The 25,932-nt window shown below is 39.0% G+C and carries 27 protein-coding genes and 1 tRNA gene; 14 read left to right on the forward strand and 14 right to left on the reverse strand.

All coding sequences use genetic code 11. The features are described 5' to 3' along the window. Positions 1–2: 2 nt before the first annotated feature. Positions 3–76: transfer RNA gene (locus MTF67_RS14655), tRNA-Asn, on the reverse strand. Between the two features lie 1,053 nt (positions 77–1,129). Here MTF67_RS14655 and MTF67_RS14660 point away from each other — a divergent pair. The 5 genes from MTF67_RS14660 to MTF67_RS14680 all read left to right on the forward strand — a co-directional run bounded on the left by MTF67_RS14660 (position 1,130) and on the right by MTF67_RS14680 (position 7,252). Beyond that, on the forward strand, positions 1,130–2,509 hold the full coding sequence (locus MTF67_RS14660) for an MATE family efflux transporter (RefSeq protein WP_248519957.1): 1,380 nt from the start codon (positions 1,130–1,132) through the stop codon (positions 2,507–2,509). Then, positions 2,506–4,500, forward strand: a complete 1,995-nt coding sequence (gene uvrB / locus MTF67_RS14665; protein WP_008129815.1) for an excinuclease ABC subunit UvrB — start codon at positions 2,506–2,508, stop codon at positions 4,498–4,500. Before MTF67_RS14660 ends, uvrB begins: the two co-directional genes overlap by 4 nt. Before the next feature lie 3 nt (positions 4,501–4,503). Then, on the forward strand, positions 4,504–5,442 hold the full coding sequence (locus MTF67_RS14670; RefSeq protein WP_243533220.1) for a class I SAM-dependent methyltransferase: 939 nt from the start codon (positions 4,504–4,506) through the stop codon (positions 5,440–5,442). Continuing rightward, complete coding sequence (locus MTF67_RS14675) at positions 5,443–6,123, forward strand: tRNA (adenine(22)-N(1))-methyltransferase TrmK (RefSeq protein WP_008129813.1); 681 nt, start codon at positions 5,443–5,445, stop codon at positions 6,121–6,123. A gap of 103 nt (positions 6,124–6,226) precedes the next feature. Beyond that, positions 6,227–7,252 carry a hypothetical protein gene (locus tag MTF67_RS14680; protein WP_248519935.1) on the forward strand — a complete coding sequence of 342 codons (1,026 nt, stop codon included), beginning with the start codon at positions 6,227–6,229 and terminating at the stop codon, positions 7,250–7,252. Between the two features lie 34 nt (positions 7,253–7,286). Here the strand turns inward: MTF67_RS14680 and MTF67_RS14685 are convergent, their stop codons facing one another. Then, positions 7,287–7,529, reverse strand: coding sequence for a hypothetical protein (locus MTF67_RS14685; RefSeq protein WP_006792318.1), 243 nt, complete (start codon positions 7,527–7,529; stop codon positions 7,287–7,289). A gap of 256 nt (positions 7,530–7,785) precedes the next feature. Here MTF67_RS14685 and MTF67_RS14690 point away from each other — a divergent pair, with 256 nt between their 5' ends. Next, positions 7,786–8,235 (forward strand): isoprenylcysteine carboxylmethyltransferase family protein, encoded by a 450-nt coding sequence (locus MTF67_RS14690; RefSeq protein ID WP_006792319.1) that lies wholly within the window; start codon positions 7,786–7,788, stop codon positions 8,233–8,235. 86 nt (positions 8,236–8,321) lie between these two features. Here the strand turns inward: MTF67_RS14690 and queC are convergent, their stop codons facing one another. Continuing rightward, entirely contained in the window at positions 8,322–8,978 is a 657-nt protein-coding gene (gene queC / locus MTF67_RS14695) for a 7-cyano-7-deazaguanine synthase QueC (RefSeq protein WP_006792320.1), read from the reverse strand. 144 nt (positions 8,979–9,122) lie between these two features. Between queC and queE the strand changes: the two genes are divergently transcribed. Beyond that, on the forward strand, positions 9,123–9,788 hold the full coding sequence (gene queE / locus MTF67_RS14700; protein WP_039036702.1) for a 7-carboxy-7-deazaguanine synthase QueE: 666 nt from the start codon (positions 9,123–9,125) through the stop codon (positions 9,786–9,788). Positions 9,789–10,343: 555 nt separating this feature from the next. Here queE and MTF67_RS14705 read toward each other — a convergent pair. The 4 genes from MTF67_RS14705 to MTF67_RS14720 all read right to left on the reverse strand — a co-directional run bounded on the left by MTF67_RS14705 (position 10,344) and on the right by MTF67_RS14720 (position 12,217). Continuing rightward, positions 10,344–10,697, reverse strand: coding sequence for a 2OG-Fe(II) oxygenase (locus MTF67_RS14705; RefSeq protein ID WP_010557543.1), 354 nt, complete (start codon positions 10,695–10,697; stop codon positions 10,344–10,346). Between the two features lie 86 nt (positions 10,698–10,783). Next, entirely contained in the window at positions 10,784–11,002 is a 219-nt protein-coding gene (locus MTF67_RS14710) for a DUF6500 family protein (RefSeq protein ID WP_058428667.1), read from the reverse strand. Between the two features lie 192 nt (positions 11,003–11,194). Beyond that, positions 11,195–11,674: a thioredoxin-dependent thiol peroxidase gene (gene bcp / locus MTF67_RS14715; RefSeq protein ID WP_039036704.1), complete on the reverse strand. Its 480-nt coding sequence runs from the start codon at positions 11,672–11,674 to the stop codon at positions 11,195–11,197. A gap of 9 nt (positions 11,675–11,683) precedes the next feature. Beyond that, on the reverse strand, positions 11,684–12,217 hold the full coding sequence (locus tag MTF67_RS14720; protein WP_008129801.1) for an ACT domain-containing protein: 534 nt from the start codon (positions 12,215–12,217) through the stop codon (positions 11,684–11,686). Positions 12,218–12,575: 358 nt separating this feature from the next. On the opposite strand from MTF67_RS14720, the gene bamC reads away from it, so the two are divergent. Together bamC and MTF67_RS14730 are read left to right on the forward strand one after the other, a co-directional pair. After that, the gene (gene bamC, locus MTF67_RS14725; RefSeq protein WP_006792326.1) at positions 12,576–13,634 is read left to right on the forward strand and encodes an outer membrane protein assembly factor BamC; all 1,059 of its coding nucleotides are present in this window, start codon (positions 12,576–12,578) and stop codon (positions 13,632–13,634) included. Between the two features lie 65 nt (positions 13,635–13,699). Further along, on the forward strand, positions 13,700–15,070 hold the full coding sequence (locus MTF67_RS14730; RefSeq protein ID WP_010557547.1) for a YjiH family protein: 1,371 nt from the start codon (positions 13,700–13,702) through the stop codon (positions 15,068–15,070). A 31-nt stretch (positions 15,071–15,101) separates the two neighbouring features. Here the strand turns inward: MTF67_RS14730 and MTF67_RS14735 are convergent, their stop codons facing one another. Together MTF67_RS14735 and MTF67_RS14740 are read right to left on the reverse strand one after the other, a co-directional pair. Further along, a complete protein-coding gene (locus tag MTF67_RS14735; RefSeq protein ID WP_006792328.1) occupies positions 15,102–15,248 on the reverse strand; it encodes a DUF2897 family protein in 147 nt (48 codons plus the stop codon). A gap of 77 nt (positions 15,249–15,325) precedes the next feature. Beyond that, positions 15,326–15,856, reverse strand: coding sequence for an acyloxyacyl hydrolase (locus MTF67_RS14740; protein ID WP_248519936.1), 531 nt, complete (start codon positions 15,854–15,856; stop codon positions 15,326–15,328). Between the two features lie 243 nt (positions 15,857–16,099). Between MTF67_RS14740 and MTF67_RS14745 the strand changes: the two genes are divergently transcribed. Both MTF67_RS14745 and MTF67_RS14750 read left to right on the forward strand, forming a co-directional pair. Further along, positions 16,100–16,693 carry an ABC transporter substrate-binding protein gene (locus tag MTF67_RS14745; protein WP_248519937.1) on the forward strand — a complete coding sequence of 198 codons (594 nt, stop codon included), beginning with the start codon at positions 16,100–16,102 and terminating at the stop codon, positions 16,691–16,693. A gap of 223 nt (positions 16,694–16,916) precedes the next feature. Then, the gene (locus MTF67_RS14750) at positions 16,917–18,254 is read left to right on the forward strand and encodes an ankyrin repeat domain-containing protein (protein WP_248519938.1); all 1,338 of its coding nucleotides are present in this window, start codon (positions 16,917–16,919) and stop codon (positions 18,252–18,254) included. Between the two features lie 66 nt (positions 18,255–18,320). On the opposite strand, the gene MTF67_RS14755 is transcribed toward MTF67_RS14750, so the two are convergent. The 5 genes from MTF67_RS14755 to MTF67_RS14775 are packed head-to-tail and all read right to left on the reverse strand — an operon-like array spanning position 18,321 to position 21,839. Next, positions 18,321–18,764, reverse strand: a complete 444-nt coding sequence (locus MTF67_RS14755; protein ID WP_248519939.1) for a DUF2069 domain-containing protein — start codon at positions 18,762–18,764, stop codon at positions 18,321–18,323. Then, positions 18,761–19,315 (reverse strand): NAD(P)H:quinone oxidoreductase, encoded by a 555-nt coding sequence (wrbA, locus tag MTF67_RS14760; RefSeq protein WP_248519940.1) that lies wholly within the window; start codon positions 19,313–19,315, stop codon positions 18,761–18,763. The genes MTF67_RS14755 and wrbA overlap by 4 nt, the downstream gene beginning before the upstream one ends. Further along, complete coding sequence (gene arsC, locus MTF67_RS14765; protein WP_033019120.1) at positions 19,315–19,662, reverse strand: arsenate reductase (glutaredoxin); 348 nt, start codon at positions 19,660–19,662, stop codon at positions 19,315–19,317. The genes wrbA and arsC overlap by 1 nt, the downstream gene beginning before the upstream one ends. A gap of 52 nt (positions 19,663–19,714) precedes the next feature. Then, the gene (locus tag MTF67_RS14770) at positions 19,715–21,172 is read right to left on the reverse strand and encodes a M48 family metalloprotease (RefSeq protein WP_006792335.1); all 1,458 of its coding nucleotides are present in this window, start codon (positions 21,170–21,172) and stop codon (positions 19,715–19,717) included. Position 21,173: 1 nt separating this feature from the next. Beyond that, the gene (locus MTF67_RS14775) at positions 21,174–21,839 is read right to left on the reverse strand and encodes a hypothetical protein (RefSeq protein WP_006792336.1); all 666 of its coding nucleotides are present in this window, start codon (positions 21,837–21,839) and stop codon (positions 21,174–21,176) included. A 148-nt stretch (positions 21,840–21,987) separates the two neighbouring features. Between MTF67_RS14775 and MTF67_RS14780 the strand changes: the two genes are divergently transcribed. The 3 genes from MTF67_RS14780 to MTF67_RS14790 all read left to right on the forward strand — a co-directional run bounded on the left by MTF67_RS14780 (position 21,988) and on the right by MTF67_RS14790 (position 25,640). After that, positions 21,988–22,206: a hypothetical protein gene (locus tag MTF67_RS14780; RefSeq protein ID WP_248519941.1), complete on the forward strand. Its 219-nt coding sequence runs from the start codon at positions 21,988–21,990 to the stop codon at positions 22,204–22,206. Then, a complete protein-coding gene (locus MTF67_RS14785; RefSeq protein ID WP_248519942.1) occupies positions 22,199–23,278 on the forward strand; it encodes an AI-2E family transporter in 1,080 nt (359 codons plus the stop codon). Before MTF67_RS14780 ends, MTF67_RS14785 begins: the two co-directional genes overlap by 8 nt. Before the next feature lie 115 nt (positions 23,279–23,393). After that, a complete protein-coding gene (locus MTF67_RS14790) occupies positions 23,394–25,640 on the forward strand; it encodes an aminotransferase class V-fold PLP-dependent enzyme (RefSeq protein WP_248519943.1) in 2,247 nt (748 codons plus the stop codon). Positions 25,641–25,932: the final 292 nt, after the last annotated feature.

The raw sequence follows: 25,932 nt of genomic DNA on the forward strand, positions 1-25,932 counted from the left end.
GGCTCCCCCTCCCCGACTCGAACGGGGGACCTGCGGATTAACAGTCCGTCGCTCTAACCAACTGAGCTAAGGGGGAAGCGTCTTGCCTTTCAACGGGGCGAAATATTAATGACCGCGCTGCAAAGTGTCAACATATAAAAGTCATAAATTAAAAAAAGAGGTTTATTCGTTGTTTTTATGTGCAATCTGCGTGTTTTATAGCTTTATTTGAAACCATTTATTGGCCTTTCAATAAAACCATCAGTGGTAAACTAGCGCTAAGTGATCGTTTGCTATAGCCAATTGAGTAAATAAAATACGACTTTGAAATGATTTGGTCTGTGTAAAACACAAAATTTAAAAGTACTGACTCTTCGTTTTAGCTACTTATACTCAAAAACCTGACGTTAGGGTATTTTTAATCCTAAGTAATAAAATCTAAAGCGTATGCTTTTTAAACATTTGTAATTTTAGCACCTGACCATATATGCAAGTAAAAGCAAAGGTGCTCATAAATAATACAATCAATAACTTGCAATTATAAATGCTGAAAACAGGTTAGCTTAATAATCACATTGCAAATAAAATTTACTAACCTGATGAAATAGGTTTGCAAAGGTTATAAAACACTAAAAAAGCAAATCTCATCACTTTTTAAGTTAGTAGTAAAAATGTATCTCTCTTAAACCCTTTATAAATGCGGGGTCCAATGAGTTATCCACGGTTTCTGTGGATAACTCTGTTTATGAAACTTTAAGAACATCAGCAGCACCAGTAATTTAGAGTGCTACAACGATTTCAAGCTTTTAAATCATTATTTTTATTTCATTTAAAAACAATGGTTTAAGGTTTTTGTTTTATTGTGTGTGATACGATGAGTGGAATTTTTCGTTACGATAAATCAAAAAGGAGATTTGTGCAAAAAAGCATCAGGTAAAGCGTGTGTTTTGTAATAAAAGTAACAATTATGTGTCTTAATTGTTTTTTGGCGCGTTAACCCGCTGTTTTAACAAAACCGTTTAAAAAGCAACGTTTACTTCGAGGGCGCATTTTAAGCGGTTTTCTTGCATTAAATCTATTGATAAATCCGTGGCTTGAATTGCCCTGATGCTTTAAAATGATCAACTCAGTAAAAGAGGCTATTTATTTCATGCGCGCAACACAAAATACCAAGACTCGCCCAGATTTACTAAACGATCCCATCTTACCCACGTTGAAAACCATGACTGTTCCAATGATTTTTGGCATGATCATGTTAATGATGTTTAATATTGTTGATACCTTTTTTATTAGCTTGTTAGGTACTGAGCCCCTTGCGGCAGTGAGTTTTACATTCCCTGTTACATTTACTGTAATTAGTTTGGCTATTGGATTAGGAATAGGTACTTCAGCTGTCATTGCAAAAGCATTAGGCAGTAACAAAATAGATGAAGCCCGTTTTGACGCCAGCATCTCTATATTAGTGGCTGTTTTACTGGTGCTTGCGTTATCGCTTATTGGTTATCTACTTATTGACCCTGTATTTACATTATTGGGGGCAGGGCAGCAGGTGCTTCCGTTAATTCATGACTACATGAATATTTGGTTTATTGGCAGTGTATTTTTAATCACACCAATGATTGGTAACTCCGTATTACGTGCCAGTGGTGATACTAAAACGCCAAGTATTGTAATGGGGGGGGCTGGGCTAATAAATGCAATACTTGACCCAATGCTGATATTTGGTTTTGGCCCTATACCTGCTATGGGTATTCAAGGGGCTGCGATTGCAAGTGTAATAGCTTGGGCTGTAGCCGTTGTGATTATTTTATATATATTAATCGTAAAAAAGCGACTACTTAGCTTAAAAGCGGGCTCACAAACGGTTATGGGGGCGATCCGAAAAATCTTAAAAATAGGTGTACCTGCTGCAGGTGCTAATATGCTCACGCCTGTTGCAATGGCTGTCATGACCGCACTTGTTGCTAATCATGGCCCTGAGGCTGTTGCCGCGTTTGGTGTTGGTAGCAGAATAGAGTCTATTGCAAGTATTTTAGTGCTTGCCTTATCAATGACACTCCCTCCATTTGTTAGTCAAAATTTTGGGGCTGGAAAGTTATGTAGAGTGAAAGATGCATACATAGGTACCTTGAAGTTTGTCATGGTTTGGCAGTTCATAATTTATATTTTACTGATTATTTTTTCTGGCGTTATAAGTCAGTTATTTGGTAAAGAGCAAGCGGTAATAGATGTAATTAAACTTTTTATTTATATCATTCCACTTAGTTATGGCCTGCAAGGTGTGATCATATTATCGAACTCATCGTTTAATGCTTTGCATAAACCAATGAACGCGCTGTTTTTAAGTATTATTCGGTTGTTTGTTTTCTATGTTCCGTTTGCTTATTTAGGTAGTCATTTTGCAGGGTTAACGGGATTATTTATAGGCGCTGCTGTCGGTAATTTATTTACCGCATTGGTAGCGTATAAATGGTTTATAAAAGAGCTTGAGTCTTTGAGCAGTCAGTCGTTACAGGAGTGCAATAGTTGAGTGATCATTTTCAGTTAAAATCACAGTTTAAACCAGCAGGGGATCAACCCACCGCAATAAAGCAGTTGTGCGAAGGTTTAGAGGCCGGGCTTGCTCATCAAACATTGTTAGGGGCTACAGGTACGGGTAAAACCTTCACCATGGCTAATATTATTAGCGACTTAAATCGCCCAACAATTATTATGGCCCACAATAAAACGTTGGCTGCGCAGCTTTATGGTGAAATGAAAGAGTTTTTTCCTAAAAATGCCGTTGAATATTTTGTTTCTTATTATGACTATTACCAGCCAGAGGCCTATGTTGTATCGAGCGATACGTTTATCGAAAAAGATGCTTCAATAAATGAGCACATAGAACAAATGCGTTTAAGTGCTACTAAAGCACTTCTTGAACGCCGCGATACCATTATTGTTGCATCGGTTTCGGCTATTTATGGTTTGGGTGACCCCCAGTCATACATGAAAATGATGTTGCTTTTAAAAGTAGGCGAAAAAGTTGACCAGCGTGACATGCTTCGCCGCTTAGCCGAAATACAATATACCCGTAACGACATAGAGTTTAGCCGAGGTACTTACCGAGTTCGCGGCGAAGTGGTCGACATATTCCCGGCAGAGTCAGAAACATATGCAGTGCGGGTAGAAATGTTTGACGACGAAATAGAGCGCTTGAGTATTTTTGATCCGCTGACAGGTGCTGTTGAAAAACATATTGTGCGTGCCACTATTTATCCTAAAACGCACTATGTAACTCCGCGAGAAAAAATTCTAGGCGCAATCGAAAATATTAAAATAGAACTAAAAGATAGAAGAGCTCAATTACTCAGTGCCAATAAATTGGTAGAAGAGCAGCGTATTGCGCAGCGCACTCAGTACGATATAGAAATGATGACCGAATTGGGTTATTGCTCGGGAATAGAAAACTACAGTCGATATTTATCGGGGCGAACTCCTGGCGATCCGCCACCAACATTGCTTGATTACCTGCCTGATGACGCATTAATGATTATTGATGAATCTCATGTAACGGTATCGCAAATTGGTGCCATGTACAAAGGCGACAGAAGCCGTAAAGAAAACCTTGTAGAATATGGTTTTAGAATGCCCTCAGCCATGGATAATCGCCCACTTAGGTTTGAAGAGTTTGAAGCCATTGCTCCGCAAACCATTTATGTATCGGCAACGCCTGGCGACTTTGAAATGGAGCGCAGTGGCGGGGAAGTTGCAGAGCAAATCATTCGTCCAACAGGGCTTTTAGACCCGCTTATAGAAGTAAGGCCTGTTGGCGACCAAGTTGATGATTTATTGTCAGAAATATACCAATGTGTTGAAAAAGGTGAGCGGGTATTAGTGACTACGCTTACTAAACGTATGTCTGAAGATTTAACTGACTACTTAAGTGAACACGGCGTAAAAGTACGTTATTTGCATTCAGACATAGATACCGTAGAGCGCGTGGAGATAATTCGTGATTTACGCGCAGGGGTGTTTGACGTGCTAGTAGGCATTAACTTACTAAGAGAAGGTTTAGATATGCCTGAAGTGGCGCTGGTTGCGATACTGGATGCCGACAAAGAAGGCTTTTTACGTTCAACGCGCTCGCTTATTCAAACTATTGGTCGTGCCGCGCGTCACCTAGATGGCCGTGCTATTTTATATGGCGATAAAGTGACTAAATCTATGGCAAAAGCGATAGATGAAACAAGCCGCAGGCGCGAAATTCAACATCAATACAATATAGATAACGGCATAGAGCCACGTGCTTTAGCTAAGAAGATTCTTGATGTGATGGATGTAGGTGAAGAAGCTGGCCCTAAAGATAACCTACAACTTATTCGTAAAGAGTCTAAAAAGGTGCTTAGCGCGAAAGAAATTGCAGCGCAAATCAAGCAGCTTGAAACTAAAATGCACGCGTATGCGAGTAATTTAGAATTTGAAAAGGCGGGCTCTGTGCGCGACGAAATACACGAACTACAACAACAGTTGATTAATTAAAAAATGACTATAAATTTTACGCCTCTTATCACGGCACTTGAGAGTGCCCCTATTTTAAGTAACGAACTGTGTCGTGTTTTTCACGGGCGAGGCCATAGTATTGAGGCATTAAGCCACTTAAATTTAGATTTTTACCCGCCCAGCTTATTTTTAGTTTCTTACGATGAAATAGACGACAACACGCTTAATCAGCTAACCGAAACACTTTGGCAGTGGGCGCAAGCGCATTACCCAGAGTTAATTACCTCGCTTGTTTATCAGCAGCGCGCGGGTGTACAAAGCCAAAATACCGTTATGTTTGGAGCGCTTCCTAACCCGCATACAGTAACCGAAAACGGAATTCGCTTTTTAGTTGATTTGCAAAGCCGCCAAAACACGGGGATTTTTCCAGATATGCGAAGCGGCCGTGAGTTTGTAATGGCCAATAGTAAGCATGGCAAAGTACTTAATTTATTTTCGTACACGTGCGGTTTTTCGTTAGCAGCAATGCAGGGCGGCGCTGATCACGTAATGAATATGGATATGAGCAAAGGAGTACTCAAAGTAGGTAAGCAAAACCATCAGTTAAATGGCTTTGACAAAGGCGTGAGTTATTTACCACACGATATTTTAAAGTCGTTTGGTAAATTAAAAAAAGCGGCTCCGTTTGATCTGATTATTGTTGACCCACCAAGTTTTCAAAAAGGTAGCTTTATTTTAACTAAAGATTACCAAAAAGTGCTTCGTAGGCTCCCTGAGTTACTTAATCAAACAACTAAATTGCTTTTATGCGCCAATAGCCCCGAGCTAACTGAGGATGCATTTAAAGCACTTATTGCTGAGCACACACAAGGAGCGATTGAATTTGTAGAGCGCCTTGCACCTACCGCACGCTTTATTGAAATAGACAGTGATAAAAGTTTAAAAGCGCTTGTCTATAAAATGTCACATTCGCCTGATTAAATGAAGCTCAGTAAACGACTGGCTGCGATTGATGCGCTGATCACTCGCCAGCAAAACACTATTTGGGATTGCTGCTGCGATCATGGCTATTTGGGAATGGCTTTGTTAAAGCGCTCAGCTGCGGATAAGGTCATATTTGTTGATATTTTATCCAATGTCATGGCCGACCTTGAGGCAACGCTTACACGTAACAAAAAACTAAGGACGCCTGGTGATAAAAAGCCTGAATGGCAGGTCTTGTGTCAGGACGTTGGAAGTATAAAGCTTGATGATGTAGCAAATCAGGTAGTGGTTATAGCGGGTATAGGTGGTGAGCTAGCGCTGCGTTTAGTGCAGCAAATAATAGCTAACAACTCGCCAGAGTGTGTAAAGCATGTTCGATTTATTTTATGCCCAATTCACCACACCTATTTACTGCGCAGTGGTTTACACACGCTTAATTTGGGTTTGCATAGTGAGCACATCATAAGCGATAAAAACCGTATATACGAACTCATAGAGGTTAGCTTTAAAAGCAACCAAACGGTAAGTAAAACAGGTGATGCCATGTGGGACTTAAATAATAAACAGCATACGGCTTACATTCAACGACTGTTAAATCATTATAATAAAATGCTCAATAAAGATGAGCTTTATTATCAAAAAGTTATAAGCGACTATCAAAGTCTATACGATAGTTAAAAAAGCCCAATTTTGTCGGGCGGCTGTGATCTAATTACATAACAAAACACGTAATGTAAGCACAGTTAATATCTTGCCCAGTGCGAGTTTATTTGGTTTATTTATGTCAGATAAAAATAGTCACCTAAATACGTTACTCAGTAACGACAAAAAATGGCAACATAGCTACGAGCAGCCAATTCCCTATGCGCCGCTTGTGCAATTAGCTAATAATAATTGGGTCGTTCCACAGCATTTTTTACGTTACAAGCATACACTTAAAAGTGTAAATGAAGTGCTCGAAAGCATAGAGTTTTCGGCGCACTTTAGAGTTCTTGCTGCACAAAAAGGTGATGAAATTTACCTACAAGTTGCAGTACTAAGCCCTGACAACTACAAAAAAAGTGGCCATCAAAATGCCGATAAGGCAAAAAAATTGCTATTCGGTAGGCGCTGGATAGTAGAAGAAAACTTGCCCACTTCAGAACTTATTCAAACTGCTTTTTTAGCTTTAAAAGTAGCGCGTGAGCACGAAGTTAGAGAGTTGTTTCAGTTAAAACAAAATGGTGCAATTAGCACACCATTTAATAATCACCACGACTTACCTGTCATGGCGCAAAACCCTGAACTAGTCATACAAGCTCGGCATAATAATGACATTAATGATTTAATCAGCCGTATTGTTTTTGCTGACTCGACTGTTGAGCTTACCAGCCATCAAGTTATAAACGAGCAGCAACACTTGTATACAGTAAAGCTTCATTGCGACAACGCTCAGCTTAATGAATTTAATAACAAAACAATTGCGTTTTTAACTACGGGTTCGTCTACTAACCACTTTTTACATGGTTTTATTACATCCTTAGTTAATACTAGCAACGACTACGTAAATGAGCAGTTTAAGTATCAAGGTTTTGCCCGCTTTAGTAAAAGTGTGGCGGTAGAAAGTATTGGTAAGTTAAGCATTGCAATGCGCTCACCAAATACAGTTGATTTGTGCTCAATGGGTAAGCAAGAAGCTAATCAATTAAACTTCGAAATAGACAGCGGGCGGGCACCTCAGGGGTGTGGACAAGCTATAGGTGGGTTTTTAGCAGCCCATGGAATAGAGCAACCAGAAAATGCCCATTTATACCCAAACTATCTTTAATGGCCTTAGCGAATAAGTAAGCGTTTAACAACGCTTACAGTTTGTTGATTTCTTGCTTAACGTTAAAGCTTGAGTCGGTCACAATGGCTTCGAGTGTTTGTACACGTTCTCTTAGTGCAACTACTTCTGCTTTTGTTTCAGCAAGTTGTTTATGAGCATCGCTATTGTTGTTTTGCATTTTATGTTTAAACTCTAAATGCTTTTTATACATATCGTAAACCACACCCGAACCCACAGATATAAGCACGATAAGTACAATCATCGTAGTACCAGACATAACTATATTCCTTTTATATTTTTATTTTTAAAGTATACGCCTTCTTCAATTTAGATAAAGCTGACAATTGTAACTTTATTTGTAAAGGGCGATGATTTGAAATCAATCAATTAACACTGTGGCTATATACATGTAAATCAGTGCTTTTTGTCTGGTGTTCATACTTTATACAGTAACAGGGTTGTTTAATGTCAAATCAATCGCCATATAGTTACTAACACACTATTTTATAAACTAATTTTATCAGAGAGTTATTATGCTAAATAATAAAATACCTCCCGTTATAGTTGTTCTATTTTTTGCAGGCATTATGGCGCTTATAGCGCATTACAGTGTTATTGACTTTACTGTATTTGTTGCCTACTTGGCGGCAAGTTTAGTTATTATTGGTTGTGCAAGCTGTGTTGCGGGTGTTGTGAGCTTTAAGCTAGCCAAAACCACAGTAAACCCCAATAAACCAGAACAGGCATCAAAATTAGTTACCAGCGGTATTTACCGAATTTCACGTAATCCCATGTATTTAGGATTTGCATTTATTTTAGCTGGGTGGGGTGTGTGGTTAAGCTCTGTTTGGGCAATGTTAGGTGTTATTGGGTTTATTGGTTATTTAACGTTGTTTCAAATAATGCCAGAAGAACGTGCGCTTACTAAATTATTTGGTGATGAATTTACTATCTATAAAGCTCGCGTAAGGCGCTGGCTATAGAGTCTGAAATGCCGTGTAATTAATTTACTATGCAATAAAAGAGAAAGGCTATGTAACATAGCCTTTCTCTTTTATTTATGTGTTGCTTATTCGTATTCTAACGGATCTGTAATATTGTTTAGTGCAAATGCTTCTAAACGTTCTTGGCACGCACCACACTTACCACAGGCCTTTTCACGGCCGTTGTAACATGTCCATGTTTGGCTGTAATCTAAACCCATTTTAATACCGTCAGTTAAAATATCAATTTTGGTGTTATTAAGATATGGGCTAAAAATTTCTACTGCATCGTAGTTTGCAATACGACATACATCATCCATTTTTTGCACAAATTCAGGACGGCAATCGGGGTAAATAGCATGATCCCCAGAATGAGCACCGTAATAAACTTGGCTTGCTTTAAGTGATACTGCGTAACCAACTGCAAGCGAGAGCAAAATCATATTACGATTTGGCACAATCGTGCTCTTCATGCTCTCTTCTTCGTAATGGCCTTCTGGTACATCAATGTTATCGGTTAATGATGAGCCACCAATAAGCTGATTAATAGCTGAAATATCAACTATTTTGTGTGGAACATTAAGCTTTTCACATACTTGCGCAGCAACTTTAAGCTCTTTTACATGACGCTGACCATAGTCAAATGAGAGGGCATATACATCATGGCCTTGTTGCAGGGCTTTATTTAATACGGTAAATGAGTCCATACCGCCGGAATAAATAACAACTACTTTTTGCGTCATATCTGTTTTGCTCTTAGTTTTAATAGAGGTTTATATCAGGGCGCGATATACTACACGGCCGCAGCTTAAATAACAATTTTTGCACAGCGCTTTTTCGTCTTTAATAGTAGCAATTTGGCTACTAGGTAGTAAGTGAGATCTCTTTTGTACAAAATTAATGAAGTGTTTGAAACCATTCAAGGTGAAGCAAGCTTTACTGGCACACCCTCAATATTTTTACGCCTGCAAGGTTGCCCTGTAGGGTGTTCGTGGTGCGACACAAAACAAACATGGGATGTAGACAACGTATACAAAGTGTCTCTTGACGAAACCGTAGAGAAAAAAGCCGACTCAGATCATTGGGCCGATGCCAGCGCCGAGCAAGTACTTGAGCTGTTTAAATCACGTGGCTATACAGCCAAGCACGTAGTAATTACTGGCGGCGAGCCATGCATGTTCGATTTAAACCCAGTATGTAACTTATTACATGCACAAGGCTTTACTACACAAATAGAAACCAGCGGCACGTTTGAAATACTCGCCCCTGAACAAACATGGGTCACGGTATCGCCTAAAATAAACATGCGCGGCGGTTATGAAGTACTTACCAGCGCCATGAAGCGTGCAAACGAGATAAAGCACCCAGTAGCGATGCAAAAGCACGTAGAAGAGCTTGAAGAATTATTTGCTAAAACAGGTGTTAACCCAAAGCTTGTTTACTTACAGCCAATTAGCCAAAAGGTATCTGCAACCAAATTAGCAATCGACACCTGTATAGCCAAAAACTGGCGCCTATCAATACAAGTACACAAGTATTTAGGAATTAGTTAAAGCGCAAAGGCGGCTTTAAGTGTTTAGCTGTAAGCGATAAGCTGATTTGCGTTAAGTTATATTCTGTAGATAAAAGGTTGGGTTGAGTGAAACGAAACCCAACACAGCAACTTCAATGCTCACTCTTTATATCAAACTCTAACAAGCTTATTTAAACACGTAGGTCGGATAAGCAAAGCGCCATCGGACAATGTTAGTTAATTTCTTCCCCGCAGTGATAGCAATTATTTGTTGGCAGGCGATAGCTAGTAGCTGATTGCATTACCTGGTTTTTCTTACACTTTGGGCAGAAGTAATTAATAACATTCACAATTAGTACGATTGCAAAAATAATACCGCCAATATAAAACGGGTTTGCATAAAACTGATTACTTGCCGGCGAAAACTGAAACCCAATAATACATGTAATTAAAGCCACTAAATACGCTTTAAACCTAACTGCCTTTTTCAAATTTTAATCCTTATATTTAGTTTTTTATGCTCAATATATCAATAGACTATACCGTGAAAGATGGTGAGTACTAGATTAAAGTGCACTTTAAGGAGAGTTTTTGACTAAGTATTTTTTATCCAGCCAATACTTAGTATATATCGGTTACCTTTTTCTACCTTTGATACTTGGTGCCTGCTGATATCAGGGCGAAATAACTTGATCCGTTCTGTTTCAAATATGAGGCTAGAGCAAATAAACTCTCCGCCTATATCCGCTTTTTTTAACACAATATTTAGTCTGTAATGCTGACCATCCTTAACAAGATCAGTGTGCGGTGGTATTTCACTTCCTTTTGGGAACTTTAATAAATACACATCAAACTTTATGGGCCAAAATGCACCACAAAGCAGCATTTTATCATAGCCCGATTTTTGCCTGCCTCGTGACCACCGAAATAGCTTTTTTACAAAAGACATACACACTCCTTGATTTAGAGACTTTAAATCGCGCTTTTAACTGTTGCTTAAAGCATTATGCACATTGAATATGAACACTTTAGGGCTTATAAATTACTCAGCATCATCTGTTTTATTTTATGAGCTTTAACGAAGTGATCTAACTGATGAGTTTGAATCCACCAAGTAGCAGCTTCCATTAAAAGTTCAGGATTGTTGTTTTTATTAGCAAAAAAAGCGTAGAAAGACAGACCTACATTATCACCTTTACTGGCAATTTTTTTATCACATACTTCAATGATTTTAGTTCTTAATTCTTGTCTCATAAATAAGTAACCTAATAAAGCGTATTGGTGAAAACAAAATGGAACAAACTGTAACTTTAAATTCAAAACGAGCAATTGTTTATTTATTTTTCGAAGATGCTTTATTTAACCACGTTATTTAGTAAATAACATAAAAAAAAGCGCTGCTCTAGGGCAACGCTTTATGTATTTTTTTGGTCGTAGTTAGCGAGCTTATTCTGCTGCCAAATAATCAAGCACCACTTGATGGTGATCTTTGGTTTTAAACTTATCAAATAGGTGTTTTATTTTACCGTCTTGGCCTACTAAAAATGTAAGGCGGTGAATACCGTCGTATTCTTTACCCATGAACTTTTTGTAGCCCCATACACCAAATGCTTCTGCAATGGCGTGATCTTCATCGGCGAGTAAATCAAAGTTAAGCTCTTTTTTAGTTTCAAAGTTTTTAAGGCGCTTAATTGGATCTGGGCTAATGCCTACAACACGGGTGTTAAGCTTAGCAAGCTCGGCTTGTTGGTCGCGCAGGTTTTCTGCTTGAACGGTACAGCCTGGTGTAGACGCTTTAGGGTAAAAGTACACAAGTACTTGTTGCTCTTTTAACAATTCACTTAATGTGATTGTTTCGTCGTTTTGGTTTTGTAAGCTAAAAGCGGGCGCTGTATCACCAGCTTGTAATGGACTAATTGTGTTCATGCTATTTCCTTAACGAATGCGTTTAAAAATATAATCTACGTTTAGGGTATGAGAAAGGCTCTCAAAACTAATTTTAAATTTATCTATGTCTACATCTATGGGGATATTAAATTCTACTTCACAGCGCATCTTAGTGTCAGTTTCTTCATTAAACGTATCTGACTTTAAAGAACAAATGCTGATGTGGTTATCGGCAAAAAAGCGTGTCACTTTACTTAACGTACCAGGGGTATCTATACCCGTGTATTCTAATGTGTAACCGGCACAAAACTCGCTAGGGGTATGGCTGGTTGTGCGTTTCATCATGGTTAACAAGCCAAGTTCCATTGCTTTGGTTGGTAACACATGTTCGATTCGGCTAATGGCCGACATATCGCCCTGCAATAACATTATAAAGGTAAACTCGCAGCCTAAAATGGCAATGCGGCTGTCAATAATATTGCAGTGACAGTCGCTAACTAATTGCGTCAGTTCACTGACAATACCAGGCCTGTCTTCGCCGATAGCAGTTAACACAATTTGATGATTTGAAAATGCAGTCATGGGTTAAAATACCTAAGTTACAAGGGTTATAACAACGCAATGGATAACACTACTAAATACACTCGAGGACTTGCTCGGCGGCGAAGTTTAACACAAAACAGTGTGTAAACTACAATGCGGGCTAATTAAGCGCGTTTAAAGTACGGTGTTTCTTGTTTTTACTAGCACAGGAAAGTACCATAGTTAAAATTTGCTTATTTGCCGTTAGTTTTTTCTAAGTTGAGGTGCTGAACTTTATTGCAATTAAGCAGCCAAATAAAAATGTAAAGTTAATATTGATTTTACACTGAACCAAATCGGCATAACCCACTCATATATTTGTTAAAACAATTAAAGGGTATGCTAAGGAGAATTATCTGTGCAGTATTGGATCCCAAAAGCACTTGCAGTAAGTGTATTGGTAAGTTTATCAGGGTGTAGTGTATTTGTTAACGATGCGCATAATGAACGTAATTACCGCGCGCACGAGCCAGTAAAAGCGCCAGCGTCTTTATCTCAGCCGGCTCAAGATCCAGTTTATAAAATGGAAGTAGGTCAATATAACAATAATCCAGACGCAACCAATTATCGTCCACCAGCTCAAGTACTCACTGTAGCAAAAGGCAGCTGGGTCGAAGAGGCTGATAATTTAGCACGCGTATATTTTGATAAAAACGATGGCATTGTTGATTTAGATGACTTTATTTGGGATTCAATTAAAGCTGTTTTAGCTGAAAACAACACCGCTACTACCAAAGAAGACAAGCTACTTGGCATTATTGAAACCGATTGGTACGCAATTATTAAAACCGAAGAAAGCTGGTTGTGGGGCGATGAAAAGAACGATGACCTGCAACGTTTTAGATTTTCTATTGAAAAAAAATCGCATGAACGTACAGCCTCTTTACGTGCTGAGTTAATCGATTTTAAAGGTGATACAACACTTACAGACTTGCTTAAACAGCAATTAGAAGTGCGTGCACTTAACCAAGTTATTACTGAATTTGATTTCCGCTATCGCCAGCTTGAAGTTGATATGCGCAAGCGCCAAGGTATTATTTCTTTAGAAATGGGCTTTGACAATAAAGGTAATGCAGCGTTGGTTACTGAGCAATCTTACGATGCGGTATTTGATCGTTTTTCAGGCTTTTTAGAGCGTTTGTCGTTTACTATTGTTGAAATAAACCAAGATACAGGTTTAATTACAGCTGACTATAAAGCACCAGAAAGCAGTATGTGGGATTCGATTTGGGGCGACGATGTTGCGCAATTACCAATAGATGAAGGCCAATACCAAATTTTAGTGAGTAAAACCAAGCAAGGTGGCACAAGCTTAACCTGGATGGACGATAAAGGCGAAACGCTAGAGCCAGGTACCATGAATGGTTTACAGCAAGCACTAGAAGCAGCACTTATTAAGCGCGGCATTAAAATATAAATAATAATACGTTTTACCACAAAAAGAGCGCTTAGCTCTTTTTGTGGTTTTTATAGGTTAAAAATATGTCTCAATTATCAACTTCACCTCAGTACGATTGGCGTACTTGGTTTGCGTTCCTTGTGCCTTCGCTAATTGGTGTGTTTTTGTTTATGACGCCGGTGTCGAGCGGTGAAGCAATGACCATTCCTATTGCAATGATGGCCAAAGCCATGCAAGTATTTTTTGCAGATACAGCACAAGCCATTATTACTGCCATAATTTGTATAACGGGTGCGTTTTCACTCATTGTAAGTGTTTTTAAGCCTCAAGTGATTTGTAAAGTACCACTGTTAAACCACTTATTTAATGTTAGTTGGATTTGGTTGCTTACGCGTTTATTTGGTACTGCATTTGTACTAATGACCTTTTTAGGCGTGGGGCCGCATGCTATCACGTCTGAAAATACAGGGGCACTCGTGTTAAACGACTTACTTCCTGTGTTGTTTTCTGTATTTATACTGGCAGGACTTTTACTTCCTTTGTTACTTAACTTTGGGTTGCTTGAGTTGGTAGGTACGTTATTAACTAAAGTAATGCGCCCGTTATTTGGCGTTCCAGGGCGAAGTGCCGTTAACTGTGTGGCATCGTGGTTAGGTGATGGCAGTGTGGGAATATTAATGACTGCGCGCCAGTACGAGGATAAATACTACACACAACGCGAAGCCGCTGTTATTGGTACTACATTTTCTGCTGTTTCAATTACGTTTTGTTTAGTGGTTATTGGCCAAGTAAAGCTTGAGTATTTATTTGCTCCGTTTTATTTAACGGTGTGCTTGGCAGGTATTACTGCCGCTATTATTGTGCCGCGCTTGCCACCGCTTAGGTTTAAAAAAGATTTACTTATTGATGGCTCAGAGCCTGACGCAAACGCAGAGCTGGTGCCTGAAGGTAAATCATTAGTGGGTCATTCTTTAGATATAGCGCTGGCCAAGGCAGATAAATCGCCGGGTGTAGTGGGGACATTAAAAGAAGGCGTACACAACGCACTTGATATGGTATTTGCTGTATTACCTGTTGTTATGGCAGTGGGTACATTTGCATTAATCATTGCAGAATATACGCCGCTATTTCAATATTTAGGTATGCCGTTTATTCCATTTTTAGAATTGTTGCAAGTGCCTGAAGCTGAGGCTGCAGCACAAACAATCATGGTTGGTTTTGCCGATATGTTTATCCCTTCAATCCTTGCAGCTGGGACTATTGAGAGTGATGTAACACGCTTTATCATTGCCGCGATGAGTGTGACTCAGCTTATATACATGTCTGAAGTGGGCGCGTTGTTGTTAGGAAGCAAAATTCCAGTAAACATTGTTGAGCTGTTCGTAATATTTATTCTCAGAACGCTAATAACATTGCCGATTATTTCGTTAATGGCACACTGGCTTGTTGGTTAAGCTTATTTTTTAAATTAAAAGCCCTGATTTATCAGGGCTTTTTTGTGTCTTGTTTGTTTTTTAAGTGCGAGTCTGACTTTTTAAATTCCATATTAGCACTGTGTTTTATTAAGGCAATATTTCCTATTACAACACCAAATACCATCACCACAATGAGGATTACTTGCCATGTTTGCATTTTAATACTCTCAGTTTTTGTTTGCTGATTATTTTACGTTTTTAAATAGTAATTACCAGCAAACAAATCAGAGAGTATTAAAATCGCTTGGCAACCGATAAGGTCATAAAATCAAGGCCTGGATTGGGCTTTTGAAACCCCGCATTAGAATAATGAATAATTCGCAAAGCAATGTTTGTATCGCCTAAGTCGGCAACGAGTCCAATACGATCTTCAAATTGATAATGGCTACTTAAATTTTTACCACCAAACTGTGTTTCGTCAATAAGTGAAACACCAATGCCTGCTTCAACATAAAACGGGGTGTTATTAAAACTAAACGCTGGAAACTGCAATACAGGCGATACCGCTAATACCAAGTTGGATTGTGAGTGGTGGCTATGCGCAAATTCCCACAGGTTTACACTGGTTTCGATATAAAAGCGGGTATCTCCAACTAAGTTTTGCATTTTTGGCATATGGTATTGATAAGCTAATTTTATTCCATTTATATTACCCGTGCCTTTAAGTACGTCGACTGCATAGCCATGGTTTGATTGCGCTAATGCTGTGGTATTAATAAAAAGTGAGGCGATTAATAAAATAAGTATTTTAAAAAAGGATTTCATAGCTGCTCGCTGATAGTTGGTTTATCGAAAAAACAAATGATGAGGGTGGGGAGGTTATAAATTCAAGGCGAGCGAAAATGGGGATGTATACGGTGTGTTAATAGGTTTTATTAACTTATTGAAATTTAATTACTTAATCTATTGGTGCTTTTTGGGCATTAATAAGTTGCTTATTTGTGCCTTTTTTATTGCGTATTAATGACGTAAATTAGCCTTAACTTAATCACACAAACAAAAAATATTATGAAATTTATTAAACTATTTTTAATTGCTACCGCATTTTTAAGCACATCGCTTTATGCACAAGCTCAGCAATCACCAGATATACTTTTAGAGTCTGTAGCAGACACCCTTTTTGCTGATATAGGCAAAGTGAACAGTAAAGGTAATGCCAGTAAAAGTGAAATGTCGGGAATTGTTGAAAAACGTTTAATGCCACATATTGATATTAAGTTTGTGTCTTTTAAACTATTAGGTAAACACATTAAAGGTATTGAGCGCCAACAAGCTGTTGATTTTATTGACGCGGTTGAGCATTACTTAACTGGTACATATGCCGGTGCATTAATGAAATACACAGGCCAAAAAGTGGTTTTTGAGCACAATAATGCACAAAGCGATTCAGAATATGCCACGGTTAATACGCGAATTATAGAGCCTAACGCCCCCACAATTGATTTAAGCTTTAAGTTACGCCTAGGTAAAGATAACCAATGGAAGGTGTATGATATTGTAGCCGAGGGTATTTCGCTTTTAAGTGCTAAGCAAAAAGAGATAATTCAGCGCATTTCAGATGTAGGCATTGACCAAGTAATTAGCGAGTTAAAGAATAAATAATTAATCTTTTTGTGTGGAAGAAATTAAGCCCAACTCCAACCTAAAAAGCAGCCATGTAATTACTTACTTGGCTGCTTTTATATTTTTCATTATTCATCTACTTTGTTCTAGCGTGGCGATCTGGGTGTGCTAGAATATCGCCTCTTTGATTAAGCGTGGTGTCAGCTGAAAGCTGTTATAACCTGACCACTTACCCAAGCTACACTGGAGTTGTGTTGTTTTAATGGAAAATGTACTGATTTGGCCAAAGGAATATCCGTTACTCATTAAAGGCCTTGTAGAGCAAAACGGTGCCTTTATTTTAGATGCTTTAGAAGCTTGGCCAGCTTGTCGTTCTACCAATGAAGACGATGGTGTGTGTACCACTGTTTTGCCCCCGATTTATTATTTGGCGTGGTTAACACCGCTTGAACCTTTTGAAGAATGCTATTTTCAACATATTTGTGAATACGACGAAGATGCACAGGCATACGTAGGCGCAATGAAAACCCACTTTTACGATAACGAATATACTCCAGAGAGCTTAGTGCTATTGTTGTGTCAGCGTTTAGAGAAATACGCAAGTGTTGCCGCACAAAATGCAGTTGAAACACCGCTTTCATTATTTAATTTATTTTTTAGCAAACGCTATTTTACACTCATTGAACATGCTTTAAATAATGGCAGTAAGCTTAGTGCTGTTGATGCGTTATCGCTATGGAAAGAAGTTGATTTTAGAGATCGCTTAAGTCACTTTATACCTGAGTCAATTGCTGACTTAGAAGTGTTAAGTGGGCTTGCAAGTGACAAAGTAGCAATGGGTAAAGACTATTTTACTTTATTGAAACAAGTATCGCCTGATGTTGATTCTGTGGTTTTACTTGAGCAAGCGCTCCTAACACATTTACGTAAAAAAACGGCCAAGCAAACAATGGCTATGCGCTTTATTGAGCAAGGTGCAACAGGCAAATTAGCTGATGATAACGGTAAAACGGCATTTATGTGGGCGGCAGAGCGTGGTTTTGTAAACGTTGTGCAAACCTTACTACCTAAGCAAGATAAAAAAGCCCTTGATAGCCTCGGTAATACTGCATTGCATTATGCTGTGCTCTCTAAAAATGAATCGTTAATGGTGATGCTAATAAAAGCAGGCTTTGATTTTAGAGCGCGTAATAACGAGGGCCTAAGTTGCTACCGATTGGCTGTGAGCATTAAAGCGCAAAACCTAGTTAAATGCCTAGAGCGTGATTTTGGAATTAAAGAGCTATCCCCAGAAGGGCAATTTGATCGTATTAAAAAAGTGCATGTTTTACATGCTATTGTGACTTTATTATTGCCATTACAGTTATTTTTCTTTTTTGATGAAGCGCTGACCATAAAAAGTGAACTGACGCTTGGTTTAACTATGGTTACGGTGATTTGTTTTTTCTTTGCTATGAGCTTAAAGCGCTGCGCTTTGTATCCACATATAAAACACCCTTGGGGTTTATTTGTATTGAGGGGCTTTTCGTTGTTGAGCTTATTAGCTCAGCTAGGTTTAGCGGGTATCGTGACGTTGGCTGCACTAAGTGAATTGGTTTAAATAGTTAATACATATTTAGAATGTATAAAAGCGCGTTTATTCAATAGTAAACGCGCTTTTTTTATTTTACTTGTGAAGCTCGTTAGCGGCTTTTTCGTCAGCTAAATCTTCTTTTAGTTTGCGAATTTTTAAGCCTAACTCTTGCCCGCGGTGCCTTGCATAATAAGTACACCCAATAAACATGAAAGATGCAAATAACAACTCAAGTAAAACCCAAATCAGCTCATCAGGTGCAACCCAAAGCATAGTTAAGCCATGAATAAAATAAAGCATAACAACAAAGTTTGCCCAAGCGTAGGTATAAGTATTGTCTTTTATAATACCTCTGAGTGGAAGTAATAGAGGAATTATAGGTACAAATAGCGACATAACATCGAGCGGGCCTTCTTGAGGCGGCAAAAAGTACATCCATAATGGCATTAAAACGAGCAGGCCAATATAGCCAATTAATGCAATACGTTGAAATTTTACGGTTATTGGCTTTTTAGCAGGGGGTTGCGCTGTGTTCATTGAAGTTTACTCGCAATTTTTGTCAGGCGTATACCTACGCTTTGGCATATTTTAATTTCGTCTTTACTTAACTGGGCACTATTGTTGCTACCGGCAACGTGCGAAGCGCCATAGGGGGTCCCGCCAGTTTGAGTGCCTAATAATTCGGGCACATCGTAAGGTACACCAAGTAGCATCATTCCGTGGTGTAGTAAGGGCAATGATAAATTAAGCAGTGTGGCCTCATTACCACCATGCATACTGCTTGACGATGAAAACACACATGCGGGCTTATCAATTAGTTGGCCTTTGAGCCATAGCTCGCTGGTGGTTTCCCAAAATGCTTTGGCTTGAGAGGCCATCATACCAAATCGGGTAGGTGTACCAAAAGCCAAGCCATCACACTGTATAAGGTCATCTTTACTAATGACAATGTCGTGGGGGTTTTTAGCTACAAACGTTCTCAGTAGGGCTGTTGCGCCTTGTTGCTCTATTGACTCAGCTATTTCATGGGCCATTGCTTCAACGGAGCCATGGCTCGAGTGGTAAAGTACCACGATGGTTGTACTCATTATAAAACGCTTAAAACGTTTTCTGGTGGGCGACCAATTGCGGCTTTACCATTGTGTTCAACAATAGGGCGTTCAATTAATTTTGGATGCTGAACCATGGCGTTTATAAGCGTGGTTTCGTTTGTTTCGTCTTTTAAATTTAGTGTTTTGTACTCGGTTTCTTTTGTACGCATTAAATCACGAGCAGAGCTAAAACCAAGTTGTTCTATAAGTGTAGTAATTTGATCAGATGTTAAAGGCGTTTTTAAATACTCAACAACGGTGGGCTCAATTGATTTACTTTGTAAAAGGGCAAGTGTTTCACGCGATTTAGAACAACGCGGATTATGATAAATAGTAACAGACATAAAAGTTTCCATAGTGTGAATTGCCTCTATTTTAGGGCAACAGCTTGCAGACTTAAAGCCTTGCAAGCTCTTTTTGTAAACGGCGGTACTGAGTAAGTAATGCTTTTAATCGCTGCTGTTTTATTAACTCTGTTGATTCTACGAAGTTAAGCGCTTTTTGGATTTCATCAGCGGCTTTCATGTAAGCACCGTATTGAGATAGCACGTCAGCGTTTGCCTCGTGATAGGCCGCCAATTTGTCTTGTTTTTTGTACGCGTCAGCCAGTAGCTCTTTACCTAAACTATGCTCTGGTTTTTCTAATAAAAAACCTTTAAGCACGTTTTCAGCAAGTTCGTATTGCTTAGCTTCTAATGCTGCATTTGCATAATTGAGCGTAATTACTTGATTGTTAGGGCGGTAATTATGTAGTTCAGCTAAAAATGAAACGGCTTCGTCGGCTTTTTTTTGCGCTATGAGTAAATCAGTTTGCGTATCAATATAAAATAAATTTTTAGGGTCACTTTTTAATAGCTTGCTTAAAATAGTGTCTGCTTCATCCAGTTTTTCTTGATCAAGTAAACTTAACGCTAAACCGTAATTAAGTGCTGTATTGCTGTAGCTGTTTTCACGAAGGAGTTTTCTAAATAAGGCTTCAGCATTTTCTGGTTTGTTGTCGTAACGTGCAAGTACTCGGCTTTTAGCAAGGTTAAATTCGAGGCTTGCAGGTAAGCGACGCTTTGGGTACTGCTCTGCCCGAAGGCGTACATCAGACACTCGACTTTCTGGCAGTGGGTGAGTAAGCAAAAATGCAGGTGGTTTATACTTATAACGAATTTGTGCAGCCAGTTTAGTTAAAAAGTCGCTAGATGCACGCGCATCAAACCCTGCATTATTAAGTGTTTGCATGCCTATTCGATCAGCTTCTTGTTCAGCAGAGCGACTGTGCGTTAATTGGCTAAACGCAGATTGTGTTTGGCTAGCTGAAATAATGGCAATACCAGCGTCAGGGGCAACAATAGTTGCTAAAATACCGGCAATCATCCCCGCTATAGTCATTGCGCTGTTATCTTGTTGTTGCTGAATTCTGCGTGCTAAATGGCGCTGAGTCACGTGAGCGATTTCGTGACCGAGCACAGATGCAAACTGACTTTCGCTATCGGCTTGCGCAATAAGGCCTGTGTGCACACCGACATGTCCGCCGTAAAAAGCAAAAGCGTTAATGTCAGAGTTATTGATCCAAAAAAATGAAAATGGGAAACGTACATCGTTTGCGTTTGCAACAAGCTTTCTACCAATGGTAGTTAGGTATTCATCCAATACGGGATCGTTAATAATCGGTGAGCCACCACGTATTTGCATCATCATTACTTCCCCAATCGCTTGTTCTTTTTCGAGGGGGAGTACTTGTAATGCAGAAGTTCCTAAGTCAGGAAGATTAAAGTTAGTTTGCGCCTTTAATGGCTCACTTACTAGAAGGCTAAATGTAAGTACGGCACTGCATAAAGAGATAAAGGCTGATTTTAGCTGCATCTTATTCCTTGTTTATTGGCTCGCCAATGGCAATTTTGGCTATGTCTATTTCGTCACTGCTTGCACGGCTGTCTTTTTCGCACAACTGGTAGAGTTCTTTTATTGAGACTCCATCTATCTTTATTACGTTCAACTCCCGCTGCAAAAAAGTAATAATTTTATGAACCACTTTGTGTGAATGTAAAATAAGGGCTTTATCGGCTTTATCACCGCGCTCAAAGTAAAAACCAATAAATTTATGTAGTTGATTTAGCCTTAAAAGCACTTTCATTGAATGCGGATCCCATACTCTAAACTCCATAAAGCGGTTATCTTTTATGTATTGGTCAACAACAATATCTTTTGCATAAGGCAGTGCCCACAGTTCAAAGCCCCTGTCTGTAAATACCTGATGTAATGCAATGCGAGGTTTATGTTTGGTATGGATCTCACCTAAATCGTCCTCAAAGCCGTCGAGTATGTCTAGATTCCAGTTACGTCTGTCGATAAGTTGTTTTACGGCGTTATCAAATCCATGCTCTAAAACACCTTCAGACTCGCTAACTGAAGAGGCAACTAAATGATAAAAAGGAGGAAGCTCCCCCCAATTTATTTGCTTTTTATACCAATTAATCTCTTTGAGTGTTGGATTACTTGGTAAATGCGCTTTATTATGCGTGCGAGACATTAACCTGTCCTTACTACTAACTATGTATTACAGAATAAACCATTGCAGGCATTGTTTTAAGAAAAAGTTACATTTGTTGATATTTTACTGGCTACTGATGCACAGCAATGCGACTTATTATTCATTTTAATAAATCGGTAAAGCGAGTATGTTACACCAAGATTTACGAATATATAGATGCCCTCAGCAGTTTATTCAGTTTAAATTAGGGCTACGTGAAGCATTATCTAAACAGCAAGCCATCACATTTACAATTGCTAGTGATGAGAGCGTGGATGATATTGAGCGGTTTTTAAAAAAATATGCTTACAGTTACAATTTAGATAAGCAACACGGTTTATTATTAGTGGAGCCATTACGTGTTTGAATATATAAAAACATGGTACGAAAGAAAATTCTCCGACCCTCATTCGGTCACCTTATTATTTTTACTACTTGTTTCTGTTGCCTTACTGTACTTTTTTGGCTCGTTAATTGTGCCGGTTTTAGTGGCATTAGTTATTGCCTATTTACTTGATTGGCCTGTTGTACATCTAGAGCGCCTTGGCTTACGCCGATTTACTGCAACCGTGATCGTAATGCTTATATTTACAGGCATTATGCTTACCTTAATTTTAGTGATTGGCCCTGTTCTGTGGAAACAAACCAGTAACTTAGTGCAAGAAACCCCTCATATGTTAGAGCAAGGTAAGTCGTATTTAGTTGCCTTACCCGAGCAATACCCAAGTTTAATAAATGCCGACCAAGTACAAGGCATTGTTGCTACTGTCGAGGCTAAAGTCATTGAATTTGGTCAAGTGGTTTTATCGTTTTCATTAACGTCGTTAAAAGATTTAGTGGCGTGGTTAATTTACTTAGTGCTTGTGCCGTTGCTCGTGTTTTTTATGCTTAAGGATAAGCTAGAGTTAACGGGTAGTGTGGCTAAATTAATTCCGCAACAGCGCCGTTTAATTTTGCAAGTATGGAACGAAATGAACCAACAAATTATGAATTACATTCGCGGGAAAGTGTTTGAAATTTTAATTGTAGGTGGCGTTTCGTTTATCGCGTTTACATTTTTAGATTTACGCTACGCAGCCTTATTAGGTGTGTTAGTTGGTTTTTCTGTGTTAATTCCGTTTGTGGGTGCTGCGCTGGTGACTATTCCGGTCGCTGCTGTGGCGTTATTTCAATTTGGATTAGAAACTCAATTTTGGACTATTTTGATTATTTACGGGATTATTCAGGCCCTTGATGGCAATGTACTCGTGCCATTGTTATTTTCAGAAGCGGTTGACTTAAATCCTGTATTTATAATTGTCGCAGTTTTGTTTTTTGGTGGTCTTTGGGGCTTTTGGGGGGTATTTTTTGCCATTCCTTTGGCTTCGCTTGTTAAGGCATTGATTACCGCTTGGTCTTCAACGCAAGAAGAGCTAAATAATAAACTGACAGAGAGTTAGTTCAAAAAGGCATAGAAAACGCACCGTCAGTACTAATTGATTATTACTCAATACGTATAAAGTTATGTAATATTGGTAATAAGATATATCTTTTAGTAATAAGGTGCGTTTTTAGATGTCTGACTCTTTATTTAGCTCTGAGCAAATTTACCTCGATGCAAATGCAACAACGCCGGTGTTGCCATGCATTGCTCAGGTGGTCTCTCATACAATGCAAATTTGCTTTGGTAATCCATCAAGCCCACACATTACAGGTATTCAAGCTAAGCATTTGTTAGAGCAAACCCGTGAAAACGCACGAACAGTGATAGGCGCAAAAGAGGGAAATATTTTGTTTACCTCTGGCGCGACTGAAGGCATTCAAACCGCTGTCGTATCCACACTCATTAATGCTAAAACTCATAAAATAGATAATCCAGTACTGTTGTATGGTGCTACAGAGCACAAAGCGGTACCTAATACCTTAAAGCATTGGAATGATGTATTGGGCATTAATGCCAAAATTTTAGCAATTCCGGTAGATAGCAATGGAATTCTAGACCTTACTTTTATTGCAGAACACATTCCTAATGCGCTTATGATATGCACAATGGCGGTAAACAATGAAACCGGTGTGTATCAAGATTTAGATGCTATTGAACAAACGATCCGTTTTTTAAACCCTGACGTGTCGTGGATGGTCGATTGTGTTCAAGCATTGGGCAAAAAGCAACTCAATCTGAGCGCGACCACAATAGATTATGCTCCCTTTTCGGGCCATAAACTTTATGCACCCAAAGGCATCGGTTTTTTATATATACGAGCTGGCAGTGCCTATACACCGTTTATAGCAGGGGGCGGGCAAGAGAGCGGGATGCGTTCGGGTACCGAGAACTTACCCGGTATTGCCGGGTTAAATAAACTATTTAGCTTACTGCTAGACAGGTCAGATACCACGTTTAAACCACTCGATGTGCTCAATAGCTACCGCGCGCAAATAAAATTCGCGATTGAAGATACTTTTGGTGATGTTACGTTTAATCATAGTTTTGAGCATTCGGTACCAACAACGCTCAACTTTGCGGTAAATGAACTAACAAGCAAAGAAGTGATTGATTTATTTGATGCTGCTGGTATTCGTGTCAGTGGAGGGTCTGCATGTAGCACGGGTTCTTCAACGAGCTTTGTGCTTGATGCTATGGGTATTAACCAATGGCAGAGTGAAAATGCAATTAGGCTATCGTTTGGTCCCGCAGCTACAGCCGAAGAAATTGCAAATGCGTGTGAATCTATACGTGCATTAAAAGCCATATTGCAGGCTAACTGTTTAATAGTATCTGATAGCGCAACCCCTCACCAAGATGTGTGCGCGATTGGTTTAACCCAGTTTAGGCACCAAGGAGCTTGTTGTTGGTTATATGTAAGTGAGAATAAACAGGCAATTATTATAGATCCTATTGTAGAGCTCATACCGCGTTTAGAAAAAATAGCCAATACACAAAACCTCACTATTAAGGCAGTGCTTAATACGCATGCTCACCAAGAGCGCCATTGCGGCGTTACTTTATTACGCAGTGTATTGGGGAGTCGATGCGATGACATTGAAATAGATAAACTGGGGTGGCCAATACATGCAGCGTATATTGACCTAAATAACCAACGATTAGAAAAAATAGCCACACCAGGGCACAGTGAAGATAGCGTAAGTTATGTTCTAAAAAATGAAGATAATCACATCAATTATTGCTTTTGTGGTGACCTAATATTACCCGCAGGCTTGGGGAACACGTCTCTGGCTGGTGGCAGTGCAAAGGCCATGGCTCATTCTATTCTAGCGCTTGCTGAGCAGCTAGATGAAACAAGTGTGATTTGCTCAGGACATGATTATTTACAATGTTTTGCGATGAACTGGGAGGCAGAGCAACAACAAACACCTTTATTAAACGGATTAATAAACGGCCAAATGAGTATTGATGAATTTGTTATTAAAAAACAGCTTGATGATCAGGCTAATGAAAAATCGAGGTCACAATTGTGTGGTTATGTTACCGCGTTGCCCGAATCATCTATTCAGCAATTAAATTTTGATAGTGCAAAGGCAATGCTTACTAAAAACGATGCGTATTTGATTGATACTAGAGAGCCATACGAGCATGGTGCCAATAATGTATCGCAATTGTTTCGCACCCAAAAAATAAAAACACTTAATATACCGCTTAGTAGAATGGCTAACGCATTGATGGAAGGTCAGCTTAGTAAGAGCGGTAAATATATATTGTTATGTCGTAGCGGTAACCGATCAAAGCTTGCGGCTGCTAACCTAACACAACTAGGGTATCAAACAGTGTATAACTTAGAGGGTGGTTTGGCATTGAGCCTCTAATTATACGACACTAATAGGATTCAAATTAAATCGGCTCTGGTAGCCGATTTTTTATTTATTCACATAAATGTCATAACTATTAAAAAAGTACTGAACGTTTAGTAAAATTCACGAATATAGTAACTTAATCGATTAAGCTTTGTGGGTGCCTTTGAAATTGCGGGTAAAATAATTTGCAAAATATTTATGATACCGGTGTCAAAAGACAAAAATTGCGTTATCATCTGCGTATAAAATAGTAAAAGCAGCGCTTTTTTTACGTTTTTAACTATACTATCAGCGTTTTATTTTA

Source organism: Pseudoalteromonas sp. 2CM32C (assembly GCF_023161925.1).
GTDB classification, from domain to species: domain Bacteria; phylum Pseudomonadota; class Gammaproteobacteria; order Enterobacterales; family Alteromonadaceae; genus Pseudoalteromonas; species Pseudoalteromonas marina.

What these genes read in the sequence shown, in the direction of transcription:
- MTF67_RS14750 (WP_248519938.1), top strand. Translation starts at nt 16,917, where the DNA reads ATGGAAAATGTACTGATTTGGCCAAAGGAATATCCGTTACTCATTAAA.
- MTF67_RS14670 (WP_243533220.1), top strand. Translation starts at nt 4,504, where the DNA reads ATGACTATAAATTTTACGCCTCTTATCACGGCACTTGAGAGTGCCCCT.
- MTF67_RS14730 (WP_010557547.1), top strand. Translation starts at nt 13,700, where the DNA reads ATGTCTCAATTATCAACTTCACCTCAGTACGATTGGCGTACTTGGTTT.
- MTF67_RS14775 (WP_006792336.1), bottom strand. Translation starts at nt 21,839, where the DNA reads ATGTCTCGCACGCATAATAAAGCGCATTTACCAAGTAATCCAACACTC.
- arsC (WP_033019120.1), bottom strand. Translation starts at nt 19,662, where the DNA reads ATGTCTGTTACTATTTATCATAATCCGCGTTGTTCTAAATCGCGTGAA.
- MTF67_RS14710 (WP_058428667.1), bottom strand. Translation starts at nt 11,002, where the DNA reads ATGAGACAAGAATTAAGAACTAAAATCATTGAAGTATGTGATAAAAAA.
- MTF67_RS14740 (WP_248519936.1), bottom strand. Translation starts at nt 15,856, where the DNA reads ATGAAATCCTTTTTTAAAATACTTATTTTATTAATCGCCTCACTTTTT.
- queC (WP_006792320.1), bottom strand. Translation starts at nt 8,978, where the DNA reads ATGACGCAAAAAGTAGTTGTTATTTATTCCGGCGGTATGGACTCATTT.
- MTF67_RS14680 (WP_248519935.1), top strand. Translation starts at nt 6,227, where the DNA reads ATGTCAGATAAAAATAGTCACCTAAATACGTTACTCAGTAACGACAAA.
- MTF67_RS14790 (WP_248519943.1), top strand. Translation starts at nt 23,394, where the DNA reads ATGTCTGACTCTTTATTTAGCTCTGAGCAAATTTACCTCGATGCAAAT.
- MTF67_RS14675 (WP_008129813.1), top strand. Translation starts at nt 5,443, where the DNA reads ATGAAGCTCAGTAAACGACTGGCTGCGATTGATGCGCTGATCACTCGC.
- wrbA (WP_248519940.1), bottom strand. Translation starts at nt 19,315, where the DNA reads ATGAGTACAACCATCGTGGTACTTTACCACTCGAGCCATGGCTCCGTT.
- MTF67_RS14745 (WP_248519937.1), top strand. Translation starts at nt 16,100, where the DNA reads ATGAAATTTATTAAACTATTTTTAATTGCTACCGCATTTTTAAGCACA.
- MTF67_RS14685 (WP_006792318.1), bottom strand. Translation starts at nt 7,529, where the DNA reads ATGTCTGGTACTACGATGATTGTACTTATCGTGCTTATATCTGTGGGT.
- MTF67_RS14735 (WP_006792328.1), bottom strand. Translation starts at nt 15,248, where the DNA reads ATGCAAACATGGCAAGTAATCCTCATTGTGGTGATGGTATTTGGTGTT.
- MTF67_RS14755 (WP_248519939.1), bottom strand. Translation starts at nt 18,764, where the DNA reads ATGAACACAGCGCAACCCCCTGCTAAAAAGCCAATAACCGTAAAATTT.
- MTF67_RS14720 (WP_008129801.1), bottom strand. Translation starts at nt 12,217, where the DNA reads ATGACTGCATTTTCAAATCATCAAATTGTGTTAACTGCTATCGGCGAA.
- MTF67_RS14705 (WP_010557543.1), bottom strand. Translation starts at nt 10,697, where the DNA reads ATGTCTTTTGTAAAAAAGCTATTTCGGTGGTCACGAGGCAGGCAAAAA.
- MTF67_RS14660 (WP_248519957.1), top strand. Translation starts at nt 1,130, where the DNA reads ATGCGCGCAACACAAAATACCAAGACTCGCCCAGATTTACTAAACGAT.
- MTF67_RS14780 (WP_248519941.1), top strand. Translation starts at nt 21,988, where the DNA reads ATGTTACACCAAGATTTACGAATATATAGATGCCCTCAGCAGTTTATT.
- bcp (WP_039036704.1), bottom strand. Translation starts at nt 11,674, where the DNA reads ATGAACACAATTAGTCCATTACAAGCTGGTGATACAGCGCCCGCTTTT.
- MTF67_RS14770 (WP_006792335.1), bottom strand. Translation starts at nt 21,172, where the DNA reads ATGCAGCTAAAATCAGCCTTTATCTCTTTATGCAGTGCCGTACTTACA.
- MTF67_RS14690 (WP_006792319.1), top strand. Translation starts at nt 7,786, where the DNA reads ATGCTAAATAATAAAATACCTCCCGTTATAGTTGTTCTATTTTTTGCA.